Below are 22197 nucleotides of genomic sequence, written 5' to 3' on the forward strand. Positions count from 1 at the left end.
CAGTGGTGACAGAGGCAGCTATCGACTATTGTCACGGTGACAGTTACAGCACAGCGGAAACTGTCACCATCACAATTTCGGTCCACTGTCCCTATGCCGACGTCACAGTGCGCGGCAACCTAAAGTCATGAACACACCGCTTACCACCAGCCGCTACCAGCAACTGGCCGACGAACTGGCCGGCGCGATCGCCAGCGGCACGCTGCCGCCCGGCGCGCGGCTGCCGTCGGTGCGGCAGAGCGCCAAGAGCCGCACGCTCAGCCTGAACACCGTCACCGCCGCCTACCGGCTGCTGGAAGACCGCGGCCTGATCGAGGCGCGGCCGCAGTCCGGCTACTACGTGCGCGCCCGGCTGCCGGCGCCGTCGCGCAGCGCGCTGAGCGACGCCGGCGCCGCCCGGCCCACCGACGACATGGTGCTCGACCTGATCGGCAGCGTGCTCGCCGCGCAGCAGACCCCTGGCTTCACCGACCTGTCGCTGGCCTGCCCCAAGGGCGGCGACTTCTATCCGGGCGCGAAGCTCGCGCGGCTGCTCGCCGGCGTGCTGCGCCGCCAGCCGCAGCTGATCGGCACCTACCCGCTACCGCCGGGCTCGCTGCGACTGCGCACCCAGATCGCCCGGCGGATGCTGGCGCTCGGCATGCGCGCCACGCCCGACGACATCGTGCTGACGCACGGCTGCATGGAAGCGCTGCAGCTGGCGCTGCGCGCCACTACCCGGCCCGGCGACGCGGTCGGGCTGGAGTCGCCGACCTACTTCAACCTGTTGCCGCTGTTGGCGAGCCTGGGGCTGAACGCGGTCGAGATCCCCACCCGGCCGGACAGCGGCCTGTCGGTCGACGCGCTGGAGATGCTGTTGGCCGAAGGGCGGCTCGCCGCCATCGTGGCGATGCCGAACGTGCACAATCCGCTCGGCTGCAGCATGCCGCTGGCCGCCAAGCAAAGGTTGGCCGAACTGGTCAACCGTTACCGGGTGCCGCTGATCGAGGACGCGCTGTACGCCGAGCTGCAGTTCGCCGACAGCCCTGCGCCGCTGGTGAAGGCGTTCGACCGCGACGGCTGGGTGCTGGTCTGCGCCAGTTACACCAAGACGCTGGCGCCGGACTTTCGCACCGGTTGGCTGGAGCCGGGCCGCTTCGGCGACACGATCCGCCGGCTGAAATTCGCCTCGACCGTGTCCGAGCCTGCGGTGTTGGCCGAAACGGTCGGGCTGTTCCTCGAATCGGGCGGCTACGACCACCACCTGCGCACGCTGCGCCGCCACTACGCGCGCCAGGTCGACACGGTGCGCGGCCTGATCGAGCGGCACTTCCCGCCCGGTACCCGCGCGACCCGGCCGTCCGGCGGCTTCCTGCTGTGGGTCGAGCTGCCGGAGGGTTGCGACACGGTGGCGCTGTTCCAAACAGCCCTGAAGGAGCAGATCAGCCTGATGCCGGGCACGCTCTACTCGCCCGGCGGCCACTACCGCAACTGCCTGCGGCTGTCGTGCTGCTACCCGATAGACGAGCAGTACCTAGCGGCGCTGACAAGGGTCGGCCGGCTCGCCGCGCAGCAGCTGGAGGCCGGCCCGCCGTCTTGACCCTCGTGGCGGCGGTGTGCGACCCTCCGGGCTCTTTTCCGCAACACCCCGGCCTGGACGACCCGGCCGGCGTATCGTCACGGGGACGACCCCGACCGAGTCAAAAATGATCAACTCCTGGATAGCCCTGCTGGTCGCCGGGCTGCTTGAAGTGTGCTGGGCGATCGGCCTGAAGGAGTCGCACGGCTTCACCCGGCTGTGGCCGTCGGTGTTCACGCTGGTGACGCTGACCGGCAGCTTCCTGCTGCTCGCCTGGGCACTGAAACAGCTGCCGGTCGGCACCGGCTACGCGGTGTGGGTGGGCATCGGCGCCTGCGGCACTGCGATCATCGGCATGGTTTGGCTGGGCGAAGCGGTGTCGCTGCTGCGCGTCGGCAGCCTGCTGGCGATCGCCACCGGCATCATCGGCCTGAAGCTGGCGGGCTGACCCCGCACCTGCCCCATCCCGCAGCCGATCGATGCCCGCATCGATCGGCTGTTTTCATATCCAAGCAGCCGTATTGTCACCGTGAACACTCGCACCGCCAGCTGTTCATGACCCGCCACAACGACCGCGCGCCGCTGCCGCCAGTATGGCAGCATGAGCCGGTCCCGCCCCGCCGAAGGAGCCTCATGTCCCGCGCCGAACGTCTACTCGAGCTAATCCAGCTGCTGCGCCAGCACCGCTACCCGGTCAGCGGTGCCACCCTGGCCGACACGCTCGGCGTCAGTCTGCGCACCCTGTACCGCGACATCGCCAGCCTGCAGGCGCAGGGCGCCAGCATCGACGGCGAACCGGGGCTGGGCTATCTGCTGCGCCCCGGCTTTCTGCTGCCACCGCTAATGTTCTCCGACGAGGAGATCGAAGCGCTGGTGCTCGGCTCGCGCTGGGTGGCCGACCGGGCCGACGGCGCGCTCGGGGCGGCGGCGCGCACCGCCCTCGCCAAGATCGCCGCGGTGCTGCCGGACGACCTGCGCCACGACCTCGACACCAACGCGCTCTTGATCGGCCCCGGCGCGCCGCTGTCCGACGGCGAAGCGGACCTGGGTGTCATCCGCCAGGCGATCCGCCGCGAGCGCAAGCTCACCCTCGACTATCGCGACCAGCGAGGGAGCGCCAGCCAGCGCACCGTCTGGCCGATCGCCCTGGCCTTCTTCGACCGCGTCCGCGTCCTCGTCGCCTGGTGCGAGCTGCGCGAGGACTTCCGCCACTTTCGCACCGACCGGATTGCCGCCATGACGCCGAGCGAGCATCGCTACCCGCGTCGCCGCCAGGCACTACTCAAAGACTGGCGCGAGCGCGAAGGCATTCCAACGCGATGAGGCTTCGACTACTGACAGAATCTGACAGCAGCACTCCCTAGTCTGACAGGACCGGAGCCGATCGGCGGCTTCGGCCAACCTTATAGAGCCGCTAACAAAAAACAGCGAAGCGGTCTTGGCTAGGCGCGCTGCCGCAGACAGTACAAGGAGTACGGCAAGGCAGCGTAACAACGCCAAGAGGTTTTTGTTAGCGGCTCTTAACAGCCTGGAGTCACCATGTCCGATCCCAACTACGTCCTGCTCTACGTCGACAACGCCGCCGCCAGCGCCGCCTTCTACCGCGAGCTGCTCGACAAGGAGCCGGTCGAAGCCTCGCCCACCTTCGCGCTGTTCGCCCTGTCGTCCGGCGTGAAGCTCGGCCTGTGGTCCCGCCACACGGTCGAGCCGGCCGCCGGCGCGCTGCCCGGTTGTGCCGAGCTGGGCTTTCCGGTCGCCGACGCGGACGCGGTCGTCACCCAGCATGAGGACTGGCGCGCCCGTGGGCTCAAGATCGCCCAGGCTCCCTGCGCGATGGACTTCGGCCACACCTTCGTCGCACTCGACCCGGACGGCCACCGGCTGCGCGTGTTCGCGCTGAGCCTGCCATGAACGGCAACTGGCTCGCAGTCGCCTCGCGCGACCATGTGCAACGCGGGCTGTCGGCGGGCTTCATGCAGCTCTCCCACGGCAAGGCCGCGCCGCTCAAGCGGCTACAGCCGGGCGACCGGGTCGTCTATTACTCGCCGACCACCGTGTTTGGAGCCCGGGAACGGCTGCAGGCGTTCACCGCCCTCGGTCAGGTCGCAGCCGGTGAACCGTACCAGGTGACGATGGGCGACGACTTCCAACCGTTTCGCCGCGACGTGCACTGGCTCGACGCCCGCCCAGCAGCTATCCAGCCGCTGCTCGAGCGGCTCGACTTCAGCGCCGGGCGGCGCAACTGGGGCTACGCGCTGCGCTTCGGGCTGCTGGCGGTCAGCGAGCACGACATGCGGCTGATCGCCGCGGCGATGGAGGTCGACCTGGCCAATACCGGCCGGCGGGACAGCAAAAAAGCCACCGGCCCCGTCAACCGTGACGGGGCCGGTGGCTTGATGGGGAATGGGGAGCGACGCTTCAGTCGAAAGAGACTCGCCCCGACCCCGAGCGAGCCACCGAGCGCTGCACGGGGCTGCCGTAAATCCGGACATCGCCCGAGCCCACCACCACCACCTGCGCCGCCTGCGACGCGTAGGCCTCCACGGCGCCCGAACCCGACACTTCGACCGCGACGGAGCTGGCTTTGAGGGCGAAGACGTCCACCGCACCGGAGCCGCTGACCCTGGCCTCGACTCTCTCCTTCCGTCCCGACGCGGTGACGTTGCCCGAACCGCTGATCTCGACACGCAATACCCTGCCGGCCAGGCCCGAGGCCCTGAAGTCCCCCGCGCCGGCGATGTTGACCGACTCCAGCCCCGGGCCGGTCGCCTCGATCCGGATCGGCTCGTGCATCACCACCGACCCATTCAGCCTCACCAGCAGCCGGCCGTTTTCAAGCGTGGTGCTGAGCAGGGGCAGGATGTCGGCCGGCGCGGTCACCTTCAGCATCGAACTATCGGCTACCGTGTACGACATCCGCACCGGCGCCTCGATGGTGACGCCGGAGTAGGCCGGCAGCCTGCGATCCTCGGTTCTGAGCGGCTCCTTGGCGGTCACCGTGGCTTGGCCGCCCGATACCACCTGGCCATTGATGATGACCACGCTTTCGCCACTGCCGTCGATCACCACATTGCTGCTGGAGTAGCTGGCGGCCAGGCAAGACGGGCTGGCCGCCAGCAGGGCGCACAAGGCAACGCCCAAGGTCGCGCCAGAGATGAGTAGTTTCATGATGTTTTCCCGATCGACCCCGGTGATGAGCCGGAAAGTACCACCATCTCAGTAGAGCGCCATCCGCACCGGTACCATCACCATGGCCAGGTCGCCGCCCCTCAATCGGGAGCATAGGAAAGCCGCCGCCGTGAAGCCAGCCGCCACTGCGCCGGGCGACGTGGAGCCGACGAGCAGATGGCGCCGTTCCCTCCAGCGCGGCGATCACCGCCCCATCGCTCAGGACCGCTCGTGGCCGTTATGGAATGTCTGCTCAGCCGACATTCGAAGTGCCGCGGTCCAACGAGTAAATCGCCTAGTCAGACGAGGAGCCTTTAGCGCTGACGTCGCGAGCCGGAATAAGTAATTTGCATACCCCGGCCAAGGAGACGCCGAATGCGACATGGGTAAGCACCGTTACCCAACCGCGAGAGACCGAGAACCAGGGAAAGATCGCCGTGAATCCGTACAGGTTGATGCCGTAAATGGCAAGACCATAAACAGCGCCGGCAAAGAGGGCCGATCGGGTACGCAGTCGGCTGGCGCAGAGCGCGGGAATCGTGGCGTAGGCGACGGAAAGAGCGAAATGAATCAGCGTCGCAACCAGCAAGACATCCCATTGGCCCAGCGACGCTGGCGGCAGGACACGGCGCCCCATGGCGATGGCCGCGGTCAGACGAGCATCCCGTAGCAGCGTCTCGAGCACCGGTACGGAAGCCAGCCACCAGAGGGTCATTTGAACCGCAGTGGCGATCGTTCCAGCCGCGAAGCCGGCGAGCACGGCCACTTTGGGGCGCGACGCAACACGCCTGATCGTGAAGAGCCGATGTTCCGCCATTGTCTCTCCGATCGTGTTTTCCAGGGCGCATGGCACATGCCGAAACAGCCCGGTGAATCGCCACTCTAGCTCGATCGCGGGCCGAGATCAGACGGTGGCTTAACGGCGATGCTGTCAGCCCGCTGGAAGCTGTGCCCAGCGCTGACGGGGTAATGGGTGAGCACTCGTCAGCCAGCGCAAGCGAGTCGTCATCGACAGATCTTGTTCTTGGAGCATTCGGTCAACAGCGTCATCAGCCTCTTCTTGCACACCATTTGATTTGCGGTGGCGTAGTAAAGCGCGGACTTATCAAAAGCCCCTGTTTGATTGCTCGCTTTCTGCTGTTTGGCAATGACTTTGCCATTGGCGTCGATGCACTCTTTTTGCTTCTGGATGTCTCTATCGAACCCTCTTTTTTTCGCAAGCTGCACGAGGTTGTCGGGGTCATACACGCCATCGTATTTTTTTATGAATAACGACGCCTCTTCTGGCGTGCTGATCGACTCAAAGTCACTGTTGTACGAGCCCCTCTTTGTCACTTCTTCGTCTTGTCGTTTCTTGTTCAATATCTCTTGACGACGCTGTTCCTGGGCCTTCCTCTCTTCTTCCCTTTGCTTTGCCGCAGCGCTCTTTAGTTTCGCTAGCTGATTAATCTGGTTTTCTGAGAGAGGCTTGCCATTCATTGTGGCATTCAGTAACTGCTTGGATGAAAGGTAGTCGGAGTTTGACAATCTACCGGTCTGTTTCGAGCTGTCTAAGGTCGCCGAGATTCGCTGATACTCGTCACTGCTCAGCCTTGGGTAATTGCCACTCGATTTATAGACACTTGGAATTGAAGAGCAGCCGGTTGCAATGCACGCGGCCAAAACAAGGTACCCAATTTTCATTTTTACTACCAATTACTTGAATCATTGCGTGGTATGTTACCGCAACTGTCTGGTAAATGCAGGCGCTCCGGCAGGGCCTTGAGGGTCGGCTACCAGGGCGCTGGATGGACAGGATAGACACCAGCTCGTCAGGGTGGCTGGCGGAGGGAGGACGAGCCGCACCGTCACCGATACCCTCAGCCCCGGCTTTAGCAGACACCTGCGAGAACGCGATCCTCCTGTTTGGGTCAGCCTTTCGGCCGGCCACAGCCGGCCGGGGTAAAGATCGACGACAAGCCGGCGGTAATGACTAGCGAACAACACAAACGGCAGCGCCGAGTTGGCGAGCCCCGCGATCGACTTCCAGTGCAGGAACGGATTAAGAGCCGCTAACAAAGCCCGCGAAGCGGTCCCGCTGTCGCACTGCCGCAGACAGTACAAGGCGTACGGCAAGCCCGCGTAACAACGCCGGGAGGGTTTTGTTAGCGGCTCTTTCTTCGAAGAGGCGCCTCATTAGGACGGCCAGCGACAGCCGGCCAACGATGTCAGACCATCTCATCTCCGCGTTCGGCCGACGTCGCGGTCTGTCCGAACAGAATCCGTCGGGTCTCGTCCGAAATCGGCTCGGCTTTGCGTGAATAGACGTCCGCGGCGCCGTTGTAGGCCCGGAGGGTGGCGGGCCTGGCCGCGATCGCCTCGAACCAGCGCTTGAGGTGCGGGAAGTCGTCGAGATCCTGGCCGTGCGCCTGGTGCGGCACGATCCAGGGGTAAGCGGCGATGTCGGCGATCGAGTACTCGCCCGCCACGAACTCGCGGTCGGCGAGCCGTTTGTTCAGCACCCCGTACAGCCGATTGGTCTCCTTCTCGTAGCGTTCGATCGCATACGGCACCTTCTCGGGCGCATAGACGTTGAAGTGTCCGTTCTGGCCGGCCATCGGCCCCAGCCCCGCCACCTGCCAGAACAGCCACTGCATCATTTCCGCACGGCCGCGCAGGTCGGTCGGCATCAGACGGCCGGTCTTCTCGGCGAGATAGAGCAGCATCGCGCCGGACTCGAACAGCGAGATGGGCACCCCGCCCCCTGGCGGCTCGTGGTCGACCAGCGCCGGGATCTTGTTGTTGGGTGCGATCGCCAGGAATTCCGGCCTGAACTGCTCGCCCTTGCCGATGTTGACCGGGATGATCCGATAGCGGAGTCCAACCTCCTCCAGGAACATCGTCATCTTGTGCCCGTTCGGCGTCGCGCAGTAATAGAGATCGATCATCGTCATCCTCCGGTGGGTGATGGATGACACTATGCTGGCGAACATGGCATTTGAATAGGACCACAAGCCTCGAAAGTGAGGGAGCCAATTTCCGAACTGGCGATCGGCCTGCCGGTCGAGGGCTCGCGCGCCGCATCGACAATTGAAAGCGGCGATCCTCGATGGCCGCGTGCCGCCCGGGGAGGATCCGAGCGGACGAGATCGATGAGGCGATCCACCGCCTCGCGCGGGTGAGGCGGGGACGTGCCGCGGCCTGATATACGGACTAACTCAGCGCAGCGACTCTAGCCAGACGCCCTGCCGCAGACAGCCCAAGGAGTATGGCAAGACCGGGCTATAACGCAAAGTTTGTTAACGACTCTAAGCCTTTCCGGTGAACGCCAATGGCTATAGTTGAGCAGGAGCGTTAGCGTCACTCACAGCCTGAGTGACTTGCCTAGCCGAGTTCAATGGGGTCTAGGAATGCGCTCCCTATTCGTTCTGCTGCACCGCTTCCTCGTCGTGCTGCTCTGCTGCCTGCCGCTGGCCAGCGGTGCCGCCGTCAGCCGGTATTCCCCCCCACAGCTGGATCAATTGGTAGCGCCGGTTGCGCTGTACCCCGACCCGCTGCTCTCGCAGGTGTTGATGGCGTCGACGTACCCGGCCAACGTCAGCGACGCCGCACTATGGTCGCGAGAACACCGCGACATGAGCGGCGATGCGGCAGTGCTGGCGGCACAGGATATGGACTGGGACCCGAGCGTACAGTCGCTGGTGGCCTTTCCCGAAGTGCTGGCGATGATGGGCAGCCATCCTAGCTGGGTGAAAAAACTGGGCGATGCGTTTCTGATGCAGCCGAACGACGTGATGGACACGGTACAACGGCTACGCGCCAGGGCCGAGCAGGCCGGCTATTTGAACGACAGCGAACAGCAAAGCGTGCTCGTCGAGCCCGACAACGCCATCGCCATCGAGCCGGCCAACCCCGAGCTGGTCTACGTGCCCTATTACGACCCGACCATCGTCTACGGTGACTGGTTATACCCGGCCTATCCGCCTTACTACTTTCCGCCGCCAACAGGCTATGGTTTTAACCCGGGCTTCTACGGCATCGGCTTTGGCACCGGCATCATCATCACCCATTCGCTGTGGGGTGGCTTCAACTGGCGCCATCACCATATGCACATCAATGCCGCCCGATTCAACCACCTGTTTATCCATCACCGGCTCAGGGCAGACGTTGGCGAGATGCCGTGGCACCATGGCCCGCAATTCTGGCGCGACACTCTGACCCCGACGCCGGAGCTGCGCCAGCGTTTCGCGCACACTTCGCCGCTGAATGCCGGGGCGCAAGCACTACCTACGGCGCCGCCCACTGCCCACCAGGCCACTCCGGGCCTGATGCCACGCCCGCAAGGACCAAGCCCCAGCGCACCGACCACCGGATTGGGCACGCCGCACGGGATGGCCACCCAGCCTGGGATGAATCCGGCTCAGCTACCGCGGTCGAACCCGGGTATCGGGATGGCTCCGATCCCAAATAACCAAGCTGTGGCCCCGGCCCTGCCTGGGCAAGCGCCGGCAGCGCAGGGCATCACGCGCACGCCGCCAGCCGGCTTTAACAAGCCGCCGATGCCGGGCAGTAGCCAGCAAGACACTTCGGTACCAGCACCAGCGTTCCACCCCGAGCCGGCTCGGGCAGGCGAGCCCCCGCCCCCTCGTCTAGGCGAAATGGCTCCCCACTTCGTACCCGGCGTGAGCCCGGTCCCGCTGCCGCACCCGAACCCGGGCACCGGAGCGCTTCCAGCGCCCAATCACCAGCCATACTCGGCCCCGGCCTTGGCGCCGCAAGCACCCAGCGCTCCACAGGCCATCCCGCACTCGCCGCCAGCCGGCTTTACCAGGCCGCCGATGTCGGGCAGTGGCCAGCCTGTCCAGCCGGCGCCTTATCACCCCTCGATCCAACCGCCACCGTCCCGTCCCGAGCCGGCTCGGGCAGCCGAGCCCCCGCCCCCTCGTCCAGTCGGAATGGCTCCCCGCTTCGTACCCGGCGTGAGCCCGGCCCCGTTGCCGCACCCGAACCCGGACACCGGAGCGCTTCCAGCGCCCAATCGCCAGCCCAACCCGGCACCGGTCCGGATGCCGCCAACACCGTATGTCGCACCGCAGAACATCCCTCGTCCGCCGCCCGCGGTCTATACCAGGCTGCCAATGCCGGGCAATGAGCAGCCTTATCACCCGCCGGTGCAAGCGCCGCCGTTCCATCCGCAGCCCGCTCAGACCGGTGAGCATTCTTCTCATCAAGGGGGCGGATACCGGCTGCAGTCCGATCAAGCGCCACGGTAATGAATCGCCAGGGACGAGTCAGGCGGGAACCCCGCTTGCCGGCAGATTGCTTCGGCGCCGTCAGGCGACAGAAAACCCGCAGAGCCTTGCGCTGTGCGGGTTTGATGAACTTGCTTGGGCGTTTCGGGGCTGAACCGTGGTACGAGCGTCTATCGAAATAGGATCTGAAAGCCTTACCAGACAACATCAACCGAGAATGAGCGACAAGAAATACTCCCAAAATCACCCCCCAGATCTCATTCGTAGTGAATCGTTCGGAAGTTCCACATTCGATGTCGGGCCTTCCTCAACCCGACCTTTCCGCACCAACGCCCATGGCGATTAGCCTTGCTTGGCTACCAGGAAACTGCCGTTGACGTTGCCAAAGAAGGAATGTGCTCAGCCAAGATCTCGGCAAAATCCTGTCCGGTCGGGTTGCGCCAGTCACCCTGAAGCTCGGCACCTACGGCCGCCCAGGTGATGGGCTTGATACCCGCCTGGGTCATGCGTGCCACGGCCATTTCCTGTACCAGTTTGTTCCAGGTGCCGGAAGCATCAACAACCGCATAGACGTCATACCCTTCCGCAGCGGCCGCCAAAGCAACAAAGGTTAGGCAGACTTCGGTGGAAACCCCCGCAACGATGAGCTTTCTGCGCCCAGTCTGCTTCACCGCTTCCACGAAATGCTTGTTCTCCCACGGGTTGATTTCACCGGGGCGATGCACAACCGCCGTATCCGGATAGAGCGCCGCGATCTGTGGCAGCAGGGGGCCATTCGCGCCATCGTCGCCGCTGATGGTGATCACGGTTGGCAGCTTGAACAGTTTCCCGAGTTTGGCTAGCGCGATGGCGTTGTTGATGAACTCCAGTTGACCCTGGTCGGCCACCCCGTTGGACAGGCCGGTTTGATGATCGACTAGCAGCAGTGCGGCGTTGTCGGCAGTAAGGCGTTCGTAACTCATGACATTCTCCTTGTAGCGGGTGCGATGAACTCCGGCAAAACGAGACTTGCTTCTGCTGGTCTCAGTGGGAAGAGGCTAGTCGACCCATCTGACCGGATCGGAAGCGCTCAAACACGGTAGAAATGTCCGCCTGCGAATTCATGATAAACGGTCCTTGCGTCACTATCCGCTCGCGGAGGGCGACGAGCGCCCGGGCCTGTACCTCGGGATCAAGCGCCATTGCCGTGGTTTCAGCGGCGCGAAGTCCGATCATCTGGTCGCCATGGAGCACGTCGTCGTGCGGACTGCTGCCGATACGAAGCTTGCCATTCAGGGTGTAGATCAAGGTGTTCCAACTGTCACGCCGCACGAGTTTGGTTTGGCCTTGTAGCGTGTCATCCAACGGGTCGAATGGTTCGGCCAACGTGATCGGCGACGTCGCTTCGCCGTAAGAGCCGGTCAGCACGCGAGCTCTGTGTCTACGGGACGCGCACGCAGCTGAAGAGCTGGAACCCGCTTTGGGCGGTCTTCGTCGGCTATTGGGACATCGCCCGGCTGGCCCGGCAAACCCAGCGCTGGTCCGACAAACTGCGCCTGTGGTTCAAGCCGCCGGCGGGCTGCCCGCCGACCTCAAGGCGCAGGCCGCCGCGTCACTAGGTGGGGCGGAACGCGCAGGGTGTTCCGCCGTTATGTTGATCGGTGTACGGCTCTTGCTTTGCCACGGTGTAGGTGGAACGCCCCACAAGGGAGCTTCCATCCCCCGGGAATGCGGGCGGAGCCATGTTCGGTCATCGAATTCGGGATGGGAATCCTTTTCTTGTTCCCAGCGTGATGCCAGCTTATTGGCCGGTAAGGTTGGAACTGTTGCTATGCAGTAGTTCGGTTCTTACTGCCGAGGTATCGCTGACATGCCAGGCGTTGTGCATGTGACCGAAGTCTCGTTGCTGTTCGTCTCGCAACTGCAGCTCTGGCAGGAACGACATGTCGGCCATGATATTGCCCAGGTAGACGGTTTCGCCGGCTTTCACCTCAAACGGCGCATCGACCCGGTAGTGCTTGAGATAGGCGTTGGCATCGGAGCTGGCTTCATCGCCCCAGCGCGCCCAAGCGTCTCTGATTTGATAGCGACCCGGCGCGAGCGACAGCAGCACCAGTTGACCTTCAACAGGCAAGCCTTGTTCGCCGTACAAGGTGTCAGTAACAAAGTTGGCGCGGGCGGTGCCGCTGCTGCCATTGTCGAGGCCGTTCCAGTTGACCTCCAGCGTGCCGTTGGCCGGGACAATCGTCCGACCGGTCAGCGATACGATGACGTAAGCTTGGCCTGCCGGCGGGGTCAGGCTGCTATTCAGCGGCGGGTCCATGTTGGAACATCCGGCCAACAGCAGAGCGGCGATCGATAGTAGGGTGTAACGCATAGCACTCCTCCTTACCCAGGTCCGGTCGGGGCCGGCGCGGCGCGCCGGGCATCGAACCATCCCACAACCGACCACGTGATCGGCTTGTGGACGAAGGCTTGGTCGAACTGGATTCGGCCAAGCTCGGCCGGTATGAAGACGGGGAGACTGGCAGGCATGTCATTCCCGAGCACATAACCACAGTCATCAGTGCAGGGAAGTGACGTTTGTGCGACTCACCACCTGATGACAGTCAGCGGATGAACCCTGACAAAACTCTGTATGGATCGTCCGACAGCTAGGAGTCCCCGGATCTGGCGCTGCTTGTAATCACCATCCGGCCGTGTTTACGTATTAACCTGGTGCGGAGCCATTTTATTCCCAGGGCTTCCGCACTCGGATGGCATGTTGAGTGATGCTTGCTGACAAGGCTTGAACGTCGCCGCCGCTTCATGCCTGCTTCGTGGATTTTGCTGCGAAGAAACCGTGTCCGCCGGAGTCAGCCTGGTTCAAGCCCTTGAACACCTTGAAGACCCTCTCTACCCCAGCAACGGCACCTTGCACGACCTCAGACCTTCGCCCGCGAAAGGATGGTTAAGCTTCTGGCTGCCCTTCGAGCGCATGATCGTCCGAGCTGCGACAGATAGTTCTGAATACCCCCCAAACTGCCCTGATTTTTGGGGGTATGTTAAAGACACTTCACGACACGACACGAACAACAAAAAACCCCGCGAACCTTTGTTCTACGGGGTTTTTGCCATGCCGTGATACGGCATGAAGCTATGCTGTGGTGCCGCGAGCGGGACTCGAACCCGCAAGCCTGAGGCGGCAGATTTTAAGTCTGCTGTGTATACCAATTCCACCATCGCGGCCGAATTGGGCAGGGCCCAATCGAGCCGCGTACTCTACCACAGCCGGCAGCCGCTTGTCCTGCCAGCCCCCCGCAAACATTGCTACTGGCCTGAAGCAAATCGGGCGAGGTCGGCCGGCGTGTCAACGTCGGCGAGCACGCCGGCGTCGTCGACCGGCAGCAGTTGCAGCCGGTCGGCATGCCGCTGCAGCAGCGGCCTGGCGCCGACGCCGCCGGACAGCGCGATCAATTCTTCGTAATAGTTTCGGCCGAAGCCGACCGGGTGGCCGCGCACGCCCTGATAGCTCGGCGCGACGATCGCGTCGGGCGCGAGGCGTTCGGCCAACCTTGCCAAGGTCGCCGGCGCCAAGCGCGGCATGTCGCCGAGCGCGATCAGCCAGCCGGCGGCGTCGGGGCGCTGGCGCACGCCGTGCGCCAGGCTGTGACCCATGCCGAGCGCGGCGTCCGGACAGCGGCTGCTGGCGATGCCGGCGGCGGCGAGCAGCACCTCGTGCTCGACGTCATCGGGGCCGAGCACGACCAGCGTGTCGGCCAGTACCGCCTGCAGGCGACGCGCGGCGATCAACAGCAGCGGTTCGCCGTCGAGCCGGGCCAGGCGCTTGTCGGCGCCGAAGCGGCGCGCCTGGCCTGCGGCGAGCAGCAGACCGCAGGGGCCGCTCAGCGCCGGCATGCCGCTTCCAGCGGGGTGACGCCGACCGCGCAGCTCGACGGCGCGCTGCTGCTGACCAGCCGGTTGCGCAGCTGTACCAGCTCGGCCAGGATAGACACGGCGATCTCGGCCGGCGAGCGGCTGTGGATCGCCAGGCCGATCGGCGCGTGCAGCCGCGCCAACTCCTCTTCGTTCACGTCCAGCGTCAGCAAGCGGGCGCGGCGCGCCTCGGTGCTGGCCATCGAGCCGATCGCGCCGATGTAGAACGCGTCGGTCTTCAGCGCCTCCATCAGCGCCATGTCGTCGACCTTCGGATCGTGGCTGAGCGTGACGATCACGGTGCGCTTGTCCGGGCGGAACGCCAGCACCGCGTCGTCGGGCATGCCGTCGACCCAGTTGACCTCGCCGGCCTGCCAGTTGCGGCGCTGCTCCTCGCGCGGATCGTTCAGGTAGACGGCGAAGTCGAGCGCCGGCGCCATCTGCGCCAGGTACTCGGACACCTGGCCGGCACCGACGATCAACAGCCGCCAGCGCGGCCCGAACACCTGCACCAGCTCGTCGTCGCGGAAGCGGATCGACACGTCGATCTCGGCCGGCTCGACGCGCGACTCGCCGGTGACGAGGTTCAGCCGGCGCTGCACCAGCTCCCGGCCGGCGACCGCGTCGAGCAGCGCGGTCAGCGCCACCGGCTCGGATACCGGCTCGACCACCAGTTCCAGCGTGCCGCCGCACGGCAGGCCGAAGCGGCGCATCTCCTCGGCGCTGATGCCGTAGCGCACCAGCTCGATCTTGTCCGGAAACGCCTCGGCGAAGCGGCGCATCAGGTCGTCCTCGATGCAGCCGCCGGACACCGAGCCGGTGAAGTCGCCGTCGGCGGTGATCGCGAACAGCGAGCCGAGCGGCCGCGGCGCCGAGCCCCAGTTGCGCACCACCGTCACCAGAGCCAGCCGCTTGCCCTGTTCGAGCCAGCTCACCGCGCTTTTCAATACCTGATAGTCGACTGCGTTCATCTGTGTCTGCCTTGGAATTCTGAATGCCTGTCGTCAGCCGGCTCGCAGCGCAAACCGGCTCAGGACAGGCGCCGATGCGAACACCGGCCCTGTGGAAGACGGCCCGGCGGGCGTAACGCCCACCGGGCCGTCCGGTGCAAGGTCGGCCGAACGGTTTCCCTGCCGGTTCGGCCAACCCGGTGCCCTGCTCCTGCTTTAGCGCAGCGCCTTGACCTTGTCGGCGGTGACGTCGGCCGGCTGGCCGCCCCAGCTCGCGCGCAGGAAGTTGCTCAGCTGCGCCAGCTCCTTGTCGTCGAGCTTGCGCGCAAAGCCCGGCATCTCCTGCATCGCGCCGTTGTTCGGGAAGCGCTGCTCCTCGATGCCGTCGAGCATCGCCACGATCAGGTTGCGCGGGTCGGCGTTGCGGACCGTCGAGTTGCCCTTCATCGCCACCGTCACGTTCGGCTTGCCCTCGCCCTCGCGGCCGTGGCAACCGGCGCAGACCGCGGTATACATCTGCTTGCCGGCGCTCAACTCGGCGGCGTCGGCGGCCACCGGTTTGAGCGGCGCCGGCGCCGGCGCCTTGTCGCCCACCAGGTAGGTCGACATCGCGGTCAGGTCGGCCTTGCTCAGGTGCTGGCTGGAGAGGTGCACTACCGGGAACATCTCGCCGTACGCCGAGCCCTGCGGGGCGATGCCGGTGGCGAAGAAGGTTTCCAGATCCTTCTGCGTCCAGCCGCGCGCGGCGAGGCCGGCCGGGGTGATGTCCGGCGCGCCGATGCGGCCGAGCACGCCGCCGGCCAGCGGCTTGTCGAGGTCGAGCTGGCCAAGCTTGCCGCGCGGCGTATGGCACTCCGCGCAGTGACCGAGCGCACCGGCGAGATAGCGGCCGCGCTGCCAACCGGCCGACTGACCGGTCGAGGCGTCGGGCAGGCTGTCCTTCAGGAACAGCATGTTCCAGAACACCACGCCGAAGCGCATATTGAACGGAAACTTCAGCTCGTCGTCCTTGTTGGCGACCTTGGCCGGCTTCACGCTCATGAAATAGGCGTACAGCGCGTCGGTGTCCTCGCGCGACAGCTCGCGGTACGAGGTGTACGGCATCGCCGGGTACAGACGCTTGTCCGGCGTCACGCCGTCGTGCAGCGCCTTGTAGAAGTCGTCGGCGCTCCAGTTGCCGATGCCGTGGTCCTTGTCCGGCGTGATGTTGGTGCCGAACAGCTTGCCGAACGGCGTCTCCAGCGCCACGCCGCCGGCAAACTGGGCGCCGTCCGCCGCGGTGTGGCAGGCGGCGCAGTCGGCGGCGCGGGCCAGGTACTTGCCGCGGGCGACCTGGTCGGCCGACGCCGGCGTCGCCGCCTTGTTGTCCGGCGACGAGGCCTGCGCGCCGCAGCCGGCCAGGATCGCCGCGGCCAGGCCGATCAGCGCGAAGCGAAAGGGTTTAGCGATCATCACTTGCTCCCTTTCACCAGGCCCGGGGTGTTCACCACCACGTCCTTCACCGCCTCGAAATAGCGCACATAGCCGGTGCAGCGGCAGATATGGTCGTTCAGCGCCTCGGTGATGGTCTCCTCGACCTTGTCCTTGTCGACCGGCTCGCGCTTCAGTTTCTCGACCAGCACGGTGGCGGCGTTGACGAAGCCCGGCGTGCAGTAGCCGCACTGGAAGCTGTAGTGCTCGAGGAATTTCTGCTGGATCGGTGACAGCTCGACCACTTCGCCCTGGTCGTTGCGCTTGCCGTGGCCTTCGACGGTGCGGACCTTCTTGCCCTGGAAGAAATGCGCGCCGGTGATGCAGGTGCGGATCTCCTCGCTGGTGCCGTCCGGGTTGTCGAGGATCGCCACGCAGGCGCGGCAGACGCCCTGGCCACAGCCCAGGCGCGAGCCGGTCAGCGCGACGTATTCGTGCAGAAAGTCGATCATCATCAGGCCTTCGGGCACCTGCATCGGGCCGACGGCCTTGCCGTTGATGGTCAGCGAAAGCGGCTTGTTGGCAATGCTCATGCCAGAACCTCCTGGATTTTTTCGGGTGTTACCGGCAAGTCGGTGAAGCGATGGCCGATGGCGTGGGCGATGCCGTTCACGATGGCGCCGACCACCGGAATCATCACCACCTCGGCGATGCCCTTGGGCGGGTCGGTCTCGGTGACCGGCGGCAGCACCTCGCCGGTCTGCTGCCACACCGCCACGTCCTTGGCGCGCGGCAGGTGGTAGCGGTTGAAGTTCCAGGTGCCGTTGCCCGGACCGTCCTCGTAGAGCGGCAGGAATTCGTGCAGCGCGTGGCCGATGCCCATCGCGACGCCGCCCTGCAGCTGGCCGGACACCAGTTGCGGCGACAGCTGGTTGCCGCATTCCATGATCGAGTGGTGGTTCAAGAGTTCGACCTTGCCGGACGCCTCGTGCACCGCCAGCTCGACCAGGGTGCCGACCGCGCTGTAGTAGGTCACTTCGGCGTTGTTCATCTGCACCGGCGGGACGTAGACCTTCTTGCGGTCGAGCACGTGGTAGCCGCCCTTGGTCGACATCTTGGCCTTGGTCGCCGCGTTGGCGCCGGCGCCGTAGCGCAGCGACAGGCCGTCGATCGGCAGCCGCACCGGCTTGCCGGCGATCTCGAAGTCGGCCTCGGCCCAACGCCAGCGGTTGAACACGTGTACGGTCGCGCCGGTCACCAGGCCCAGCTCGTGCGCCTTCTTGACCAGCCGCTCGAACGGCAGCGCCTCGAGGCCGCCGGCCGACAGCTTGCCGTCGACCCAGCGGGCGTCTTCGACGCGCACCACCAGCGGGCCGGCCTGGCCGCCGCCGATGCCGTGTGTCCAGATCGCCATCGCCGCCGGCCACAGGCCGTGCATGAACACCACGCGCGCCGCTTCACGGGTGCTGTGGGTGTAGTAGAACGCCGAGTTGGTGGCGCTGGCCGGCGACGCGTACGTCGGCGACCAACGCGGGTTGGCCGACACCTTGTCCTGCTCGGCCTGGCTCATCAAATAGGGATTGCCGCTGGTGACGACCGGCAGGTCGGCCCAGTCGGTGACCGAGAAGTGCGCATCGCCCGCAGGCAGGCCGAGCCACTTCGCGACGGCGAGCGCCTGCGAGGTGCTCATGCCGGTGCCGATCTCGGCGCCGGTGTGGAACAGGCTGATCGTGCCGTCCTCGGCGATCTCGACCTTGGCGAACGACGACTCGGCGCCAGTGCCGAAGTCCTTCTGCACGCAGGCGAAGCCGACGCCGTAGCGCTTGCCCGGGTGCTTGGCTTCGAACTCGGCCTTGTTCTTGGCGCGGTTCGCCCACAGCGGGTGCGCCTTGGCCTTCTGCATCACCTCGTCGGCGCGGATCGCGCCGGCCGGGATCGCGCCCTGGGTATTCTTCATGCCCGACTTGAGCACGTTCTTCAGGCGGAAGTCGATCGGGTCCATGCCGAGCTTCTCGGCGATCTCGTCGACCGCCATCTCGGTGGTGGCCATCGTCTGCAGCGTGCCGTAGCCGCGCGCCGAGCCGGCGTCGATCGCGCGCGAGGCGATCGCCACCGCGGCGAAGTCGTTCTTCGGGAAGTAATACACCGACTGCGCCGCGGTCGCGCCGACCATCACCACCGACGGCGAGAAGTTGGCGCGGCCGCCGCCGTTGGCCTCGAAATCGCCCTTGAATGACTGCAGCAGGCCGGTCTTGCGGTCCACCGCGATGCGGTAGTGCATCTTGAACGCGTGGCGCTTGATCGAGGTCTGGAACTGCTCGTAGCGGTCGTTGGCGAAGCGCACCGGCTTGCCATCGCCGTACAGCGCGCTCACCAGGCCGTAGTACGGCACGTTGTAGTGGTCCTTGGAGCCGTAGCCGACCGTGTAACAGGGGTGCACGAACAGCTGCTTGACCGGGAAGCGCGCCTTAGCGCCGGCGACCATTTCGGCGGCGCTCTCCGCCACCTCAAGCGGCCCTTGGCTCGGCACGATCAGGTGCAGCACCTGGTTGTCGGCGTCGTACCAGCAGTTGGCGTTGTCCGGCTCGAGCGCCGCGGTGTCGACCGACTGGGTGTTGTACTCACGGTCGAACACCAGCCAGTCGGCCGACGGGTGATCGAGTTCGTCCTGGATCTTGCCGGCGTAGAACATGCCCTGCTCGCCGAGCTTGCCGTGTTCGACCCCGTCCGGCCACACCGGCTGGCGCTTGCGCATCATGCTCGGGAACACCGGGGCGTTCTTCAGGCTGGAGAACACGTCGTCGTCGAATGGGGTATCGCCACCGACGCGCACGAAGCGGAAGGTGCCCCATGGGTCGCGCTCGAGCGGGCCGGTCTCGGCGCCGTAGCGGATGATCTCGTCGTGGAACTTGAGCGTGTCCTTGGCGAAACGGAACTTGGCGAAGTCGTGGTAGATCAGGATCGCCACCGCGTGGCCGAGGTAGGCCGGGGTCTTGCCGGTCGGCAGCAGCATGTCCTCGCCGTAGAAGCCCGGGAACTTCACGCCGTCGCGCGCCAGGTCGTCGGCGGTGACCAGGCGATCCGGCTGCAGTTCCTCGCCCAGCAGCGACAGGTCGAAGCCTTCGTAGCTGCGGTCGGCCCGGGTCGCGCGCAGGATGAACGCGTGCGACTGCTGGTCCGGCCAGTGCGGCATGTCGCGCGCGCGTACGTCGCGCGCGAACACCTTGGCCCCGGTGACCTTGGCGACGCCGTCGATACGGAACTTGGCCTTGCCGTCCTTGCCGTCCCACTTGATCGGCGTGAGCAGCTTCTCTTCGAACAAAGCCGCGAACGCCTTACCGCCGAACGGGGCGACGTACACCGACACCCCGGCGATCACGCTGGCTTTCAGAAAACTTCGACGCGAGAGGTCGAGGTTCGCCATGGATTTCTCCTTACAAAACTCGCGGCTATCCCCAACCGCAAGCCGATATCGGTTGTATAGATAGCCGCAAGAGACCCTGTCTAGGCGTTATGACGTGGGCAGATAAAAATCTCTATTTTAAGATATTTCATGAAAAGACACCAGCCACTAACTGGCGTTACTACTAGCTACCTAACACTTTCCGCCTCAACCTAGCGCAGCGCTGGCGAACCGCTGCCGATCCCCATCAGGCCCGACGTCGCGTTAACAATTGAAAACATATTGGCCGGGCAATCACACACTTGCTTAACAGCGCTATCGGATAAAACAAGTATCAGCCCCGATCGCAAACGGAGCGCGCCGTGTACGCACAGTTTTTCCAGCTTAGTCGACTGGTCGCCAGCGTGCTGGGCGCCGCCACCGTCCCGTTTGCCGTACCGCTGTGCCGCGCCGACACCGGGGTGCATCACGCGCCGACCGACGCACTGGCGTCGTTGACGCGGCTCGAGCGCGTCAGGCGACTCGGCCCGGCCCAACCGGCAAGGCGGCCCCGCCGCCGCTGACACCGCGCTCCGGTCGGCTGCAGCCGACTGCACTATGGTCGGATCAGGAAATCATCCTGTCGACCAGCCGGTAAGCGGGATTGGACGCCCACTGACCTGAACGGCCACGGGCAAAGGAGACCAGCATGAAATGGCTCACCTATCTATTGCTCGGTGTCGCGCTGCTCGGCCCGATGGCCGAACAGGCCGACGCGCGCGCCCACGTCTTTATCGGGATCGGGGTCGGTCCGGTCTGGGGTTATAGCCCCTACTATTACGACCCTTATGACGGCCCCTATTACCATCCGTACTACCGCCCGTACTACCGGCCGTATTACCGACACTACTACTACCCGCCGGCCTACTACCCGCCGCCAGCGGTAGTGGTCGAGCAACCACCGGTGTACGTGCAACGGCCATACGGTCACGACTACGACGATGACTGAGGCGGCCGAAACGGCCCAAAGGGCGATTTACCCGTAGGTGATGAAGACCTGCCCGGCCAGCCCCCGCAGGATCGCAATGAGTGAGGCACTACGATGAACCGCAAACTACTGCTGAGCGCGCTGCTGAGCCTGCCGCTGCTGGCCGCGTGCACCACCGTGCCGAGCGGCCCGAGCGTGATGGCGCTGCCCGGCTACAACAAGAGCTTCGACCAGTTCCGCCAGGACGATGCGGAGTGCCGCCAGTTCGCGCTGTACCAGGGCGGCGGCCCTACGGCCAACCAGAACGCCGTGAACAGCGGCCTCGCCAGTGCCGCGGTCGGCACCGCGGTGGGTGCGGCCGCAGGCGCCTTGCTCGGCGGCAACCACCGGGGCGCAGCGGTCGGCGCCGGGGCGGGCCTGCTGTTGGGCAGCGCCGCCGGCACCGGCAGCGCCCAGGCCGCTAACGACATAACGCAGCAACGCTACGACAACGGCTACGTGCAGTGCATGTACGCCAAGGGGGAAAAGGTGCCGGTGTACGGCGGCATGACCAACCGCAACGAACCGGCCTACGGCGGCTATCCGCCGCGTCCGGGCTATTCGCCGCCATACCACTAATAATGGTTTAGGCCCGGCGGGCTGCCCGCTCTTGCCGCCGTGCGGCGGAGCGGGCCGGTGGCGAAGTCCGCTGGGCTCTACTCCGCAATAGGCCAAGCCCCGATCGCTCGGGGCTTGGGTCATCTATTACTTGCGCGGAGTGATCAGCACAGGCGGCGCGCCTCGACCCAGGCGGTGTCGCTGCTGAACGAGTCATCGGCCGCGACGGCGAAGTAGCCGCGCACCTCGCGCGACAAGGCGGCGAAGGTCTCGCGCAGCGCCGCCACCCGGCCGGGCGGCGTGCCGATCCGTGCCACCCAGCTGTCGAACGGCAACGGCAACTTCCAGCTATCGCTACTAATCACGTCCAGGCCGACGCCTTCCAGCATCGCGCGCCATTCCGACACCCGGTAATTGCGCACATGCGAGGCGTCGCGCAACAGCTCGATCGTCTGCAGCACCGTGTCGTAGAGCGGCGTCTCCGGCGCGACCACGTCGATCACCACCAGCGTGCCGCCCGGCGCCAGCACCCGCGCCGCCTCATTCAACGCCCTCCCCATGTCGAGCCAGTGGTGCGCCGAGAAGCGCGTCACCACCAACTCGAAAGCGCCGTCGGCGAACGGCAGCGACTCGACCGGCCCCTGTTGGGTGACGATCCGGCCGTGGCCGCGCTGTTGCGCCGCATCGGCGACCACGGCCAGCATCTCGGCCGACAGGTCGTACGCCACCACTTCACCGGCACCGCCGGCCGCCAAGGCAAAGCTGGCGTGCCCGGCACCACAGCCCAGATCGAGTGCCCGGGCCGGCGCCAGCCGTTCGGCCAACGCCGTCAGGCGCGCCAGATCGGCGCCCTGCGCGTGCACGCTGCTGCTGAGGTAGTTGCGGGCGGTGTTGCCAAACTGCTGCTGCACCAGGTTCTGCTGATCCATGATGGGCTCCTTCGGTGGGATGAACCGTAACGATGAACCCAGCATAGGAGCGGCAAAATACTGGAACAAGAGCGCATCCTATCCTAGTAT

Annotated in this window: 22 protein-coding genes, 1 tRNA gene and 1 pseudogene; 10 read left to right on the top strand and 14 right to left on the bottom strand. The window is 65.3% G+C overall.

The features are described 5' to 3' along the window. Window positions 1-127 precede the first annotated feature (127 nt). The 5 genes and pseudogenes from ACZ2IA_RS09050 to ACZ2IA_RS09070 all read left to right on the top strand — a co-directional run. Window positions 128-1579: an aminotransferase-like domain-containing protein gene (locus ACZ2IA_RS09050; protein WP_470292247.1), complete on the top strand. Its 1452-nt coding sequence runs from the start codon at window positions 128-130 to the stop codon at window positions 1577-1579. 106 nt (window positions 1580-1685) lie between these two features. After that, entirely contained in the window at window positions 1686-2006 is a 321-nt protein-coding gene (sugE, locus tag ACZ2IA_RS09055) for a quaternary ammonium compound efflux SMR transporter SugE (RefSeq protein ID WP_470292248.1), read from the top strand. Window positions 2007-2191: 185 nt separating this feature from the next. Further along, a complete protein-coding gene (locus ACZ2IA_RS09060; protein WP_470292249.1) occupies window positions 2192-2881 on the top strand; it encodes a helix-turn-helix transcriptional regulator in 690 nt (229 codons plus the stop codon). A gap of 216 nt (window positions 2882-3097) precedes the next feature. After that, window positions 3098-3469 carry a VOC family protein gene (locus tag ACZ2IA_RS09065; protein WP_470292250.1) on the top strand — a complete coding sequence of 124 codons (372 nt, stop codon included), beginning with the start codon at window positions 3098-3100 and terminating at the stop codon, window positions 3467-3469. Continuing rightward, a pseudogene (locus ACZ2IA_RS09070) lies at window positions 3466-3822 on the top strand (EVE domain-containing protein); the annotation flags it as partial. The gene ACZ2IA_RS09065 and the pseudogene ACZ2IA_RS09070, both read left to right, overlap by 4 nt. A gap of 154 nt (window positions 3823-3976) precedes the next feature. Here the strand turns inward: ACZ2IA_RS09070 and ACZ2IA_RS09075 are convergent. From ACZ2IA_RS09075 to ACZ2IA_RS09090, 4 genes are all read right to left on the bottom strand, one after another. Further along, window positions 3977-4726: a head GIN domain-containing protein gene (locus tag ACZ2IA_RS09075; protein WP_470292251.1), complete on the bottom strand. Its 750-nt coding sequence runs from the start codon at window positions 4724-4726 to the stop codon at window positions 3977-3979. A gap of 295 nt (window positions 4727-5021) precedes the next feature. Next, on the bottom strand, window positions 5022-5543 hold the full coding sequence (locus ACZ2IA_RS09080) for a hypothetical protein (protein WP_470292252.1): 522 nt from the start codon (window positions 5541-5543) through the stop codon (window positions 5022-5024). Between the two features lie 188 nt (window positions 5544-5731). Further along, window positions 5732-6409 carry a hypothetical protein gene (locus tag ACZ2IA_RS09085; RefSeq protein ID WP_470292253.1) on the bottom strand — a complete coding sequence of 226 codons (678 nt, stop codon included), beginning with the start codon at window positions 6407-6409 and terminating at the stop codon, window positions 5732-5734. Between the two features lie 524 nt (window positions 6410-6933). Next, on the bottom strand, window positions 6934-7653 hold the full coding sequence (locus ACZ2IA_RS09090; RefSeq protein WP_470292254.1) for a glutathione binding-like protein: 720 nt from the start codon (window positions 7651-7653) through the stop codon (window positions 6934-6936). Between the two features lie 462 nt (window positions 7654-8115). Between ACZ2IA_RS09090 and ACZ2IA_RS09095 the strand changes: the two genes are divergently transcribed. Next, window positions 8116-9978, top strand: coding sequence for a DUF3300 domain-containing protein (locus tag ACZ2IA_RS09095; RefSeq protein WP_470292255.1), 1863 nt, complete (start codon window positions 8116-8118; stop codon window positions 9976-9978). Window positions 9979-10313: 335 nt separating this feature from the next. Here the strand turns inward: ACZ2IA_RS09095 and ACZ2IA_RS09100 are convergent, their stop codons facing one another. The 3 genes from ACZ2IA_RS09100 to ACZ2IA_RS09110 form a co-directional block, all read right to left on the bottom strand. Next, window positions 10314-10919 carry an isochorismatase family protein gene (locus ACZ2IA_RS09100; protein WP_470292256.1) on the bottom strand — a complete coding sequence of 202 codons (606 nt, stop codon included), beginning with the start codon at window positions 10917-10919 and terminating at the stop codon, window positions 10314-10316. 61 nt (window positions 10920-10980) lie between these two features. Then, entirely contained in the window at window positions 10981-11364 is a 384-nt protein-coding gene (locus tag ACZ2IA_RS09105) for a pirin-like C-terminal cupin domain-containing protein (protein ID WP_470292257.1), read from the bottom strand. A gap of 373 nt (window positions 11365-11737) precedes the next feature. Further along, complete coding sequence (locus tag ACZ2IA_RS09110; protein WP_470292258.1) at window positions 11738-12259, bottom strand: hypothetical protein; 522 nt, start codon at window positions 12257-12259, stop codon at window positions 11738-11740. Window positions 12260-12724: 465 nt separating this feature from the next. Between ACZ2IA_RS09110 and ACZ2IA_RS09115 the strand changes: the two genes are divergently transcribed. Further along, window positions 12725-13060: a hypothetical protein gene (locus tag ACZ2IA_RS09115; protein ID WP_470292259.1), complete on the top strand. Its 336-nt coding sequence runs from the start codon at window positions 12725-12727 to the stop codon at window positions 13058-13060. 20 nt (window positions 13061-13080) lie between these two features. On the opposite strand, the gene ACZ2IA_RS09120 is transcribed toward ACZ2IA_RS09115, so the two are convergent. The 6 genes from ACZ2IA_RS09120 to ACZ2IA_RS09145 form a co-directional block, all read right to left on the bottom strand. Continuing rightward, window positions 13081-13164: transfer RNA gene (locus tag ACZ2IA_RS09120), tRNA-Leu, on the bottom strand. An 81-nt stretch (window positions 13165-13245) separates the two neighbouring features. Further along, a complete protein-coding gene (locus tag ACZ2IA_RS09125) occupies window positions 13246-13833 on the bottom strand; it encodes a nucleotidyltransferase family protein (RefSeq protein WP_470292260.1) in 588 nt (195 codons plus the stop codon). After that, window positions 13821-14822 (bottom strand): XdhC family protein, encoded by a 1002-nt coding sequence (locus ACZ2IA_RS09130; RefSeq protein ID WP_470292261.1) that lies wholly within the window; start codon window positions 14820-14822, stop codon window positions 13821-13823. The genes ACZ2IA_RS09125 and ACZ2IA_RS09130 overlap by 13 nt, the downstream gene beginning before the upstream one ends. 195 nt (window positions 14823-15017) lie before the next feature. After that, window positions 15018-16253, bottom strand: a complete 1236-nt coding sequence (locus ACZ2IA_RS09135) for a cytochrome c (RefSeq protein WP_470292262.1) — start codon at window positions 16251-16253, stop codon at window positions 15018-15020. Continuing rightward, a complete protein-coding gene (locus ACZ2IA_RS09140; RefSeq protein ID WP_470292263.1) occupies window positions 16253-16804 on the bottom strand; it encodes a (2Fe-2S)-binding protein in 552 nt (183 codons plus the stop codon). Before ACZ2IA_RS09140 ends, ACZ2IA_RS09135 begins: the two co-directional genes overlap by 1 nt. Next, complete coding sequence (locus ACZ2IA_RS09145) at window positions 16801-19635, bottom strand: xanthine dehydrogenase family protein molybdopterin-binding subunit (protein ID WP_470292264.1); 2835 nt, start codon at window positions 19633-19635, stop codon at window positions 16801-16803. The genes ACZ2IA_RS09140 and ACZ2IA_RS09145 overlap by 4 nt, the downstream gene beginning before the upstream one ends. 341 nt (window positions 19636-19976) lie before the next feature. Here ACZ2IA_RS09145 and ACZ2IA_RS09150 point away from each other — a divergent pair, with 341 nt between their 5' ends. From ACZ2IA_RS09150 to ACZ2IA_RS09160, 3 genes are all read left to right on the top strand, one after another. Further along, window positions 19977-20177 carry a hypothetical protein gene (locus tag ACZ2IA_RS09150; protein ID WP_470292265.1) on the top strand — a complete coding sequence of 67 codons (201 nt, stop codon included), beginning with the start codon at window positions 19977-19979 and terminating at the stop codon, window positions 20175-20177. Window positions 20178-20302: 125 nt separating this feature from the next. Beyond that, window positions 20303-20602 carry a hypothetical protein gene (locus ACZ2IA_RS09155; RefSeq protein ID WP_470292266.1) on the top strand — a complete coding sequence of 100 codons (300 nt, stop codon included), beginning with the start codon at window positions 20303-20305 and terminating at the stop codon, window positions 20600-20602. 93 nt (window positions 20603-20695) lie between these two features. Continuing rightward, window positions 20696-21199, top strand: a complete 504-nt coding sequence (locus ACZ2IA_RS09160) for a glycine zipper family protein (RefSeq protein ID WP_470292267.1) — start codon at window positions 20696-20698, stop codon at window positions 21197-21199. A 143-nt stretch (window positions 21200-21342) separates the two neighbouring features. Here the strand turns inward: ACZ2IA_RS09160 and ACZ2IA_RS09165 are convergent, their stop codons facing one another. Then, window positions 21343-22107, bottom strand: a complete 765-nt coding sequence (locus ACZ2IA_RS09165; RefSeq protein ID WP_470292268.1) for a class I SAM-dependent methyltransferase — start codon at window positions 22105-22107, stop codon at window positions 21343-21345. Window positions 22108-22197 lie beyond the last annotated feature (90 nt).

This window comes from Crenobacter sp. CS_VA4 (assembly GCF_055597485.1).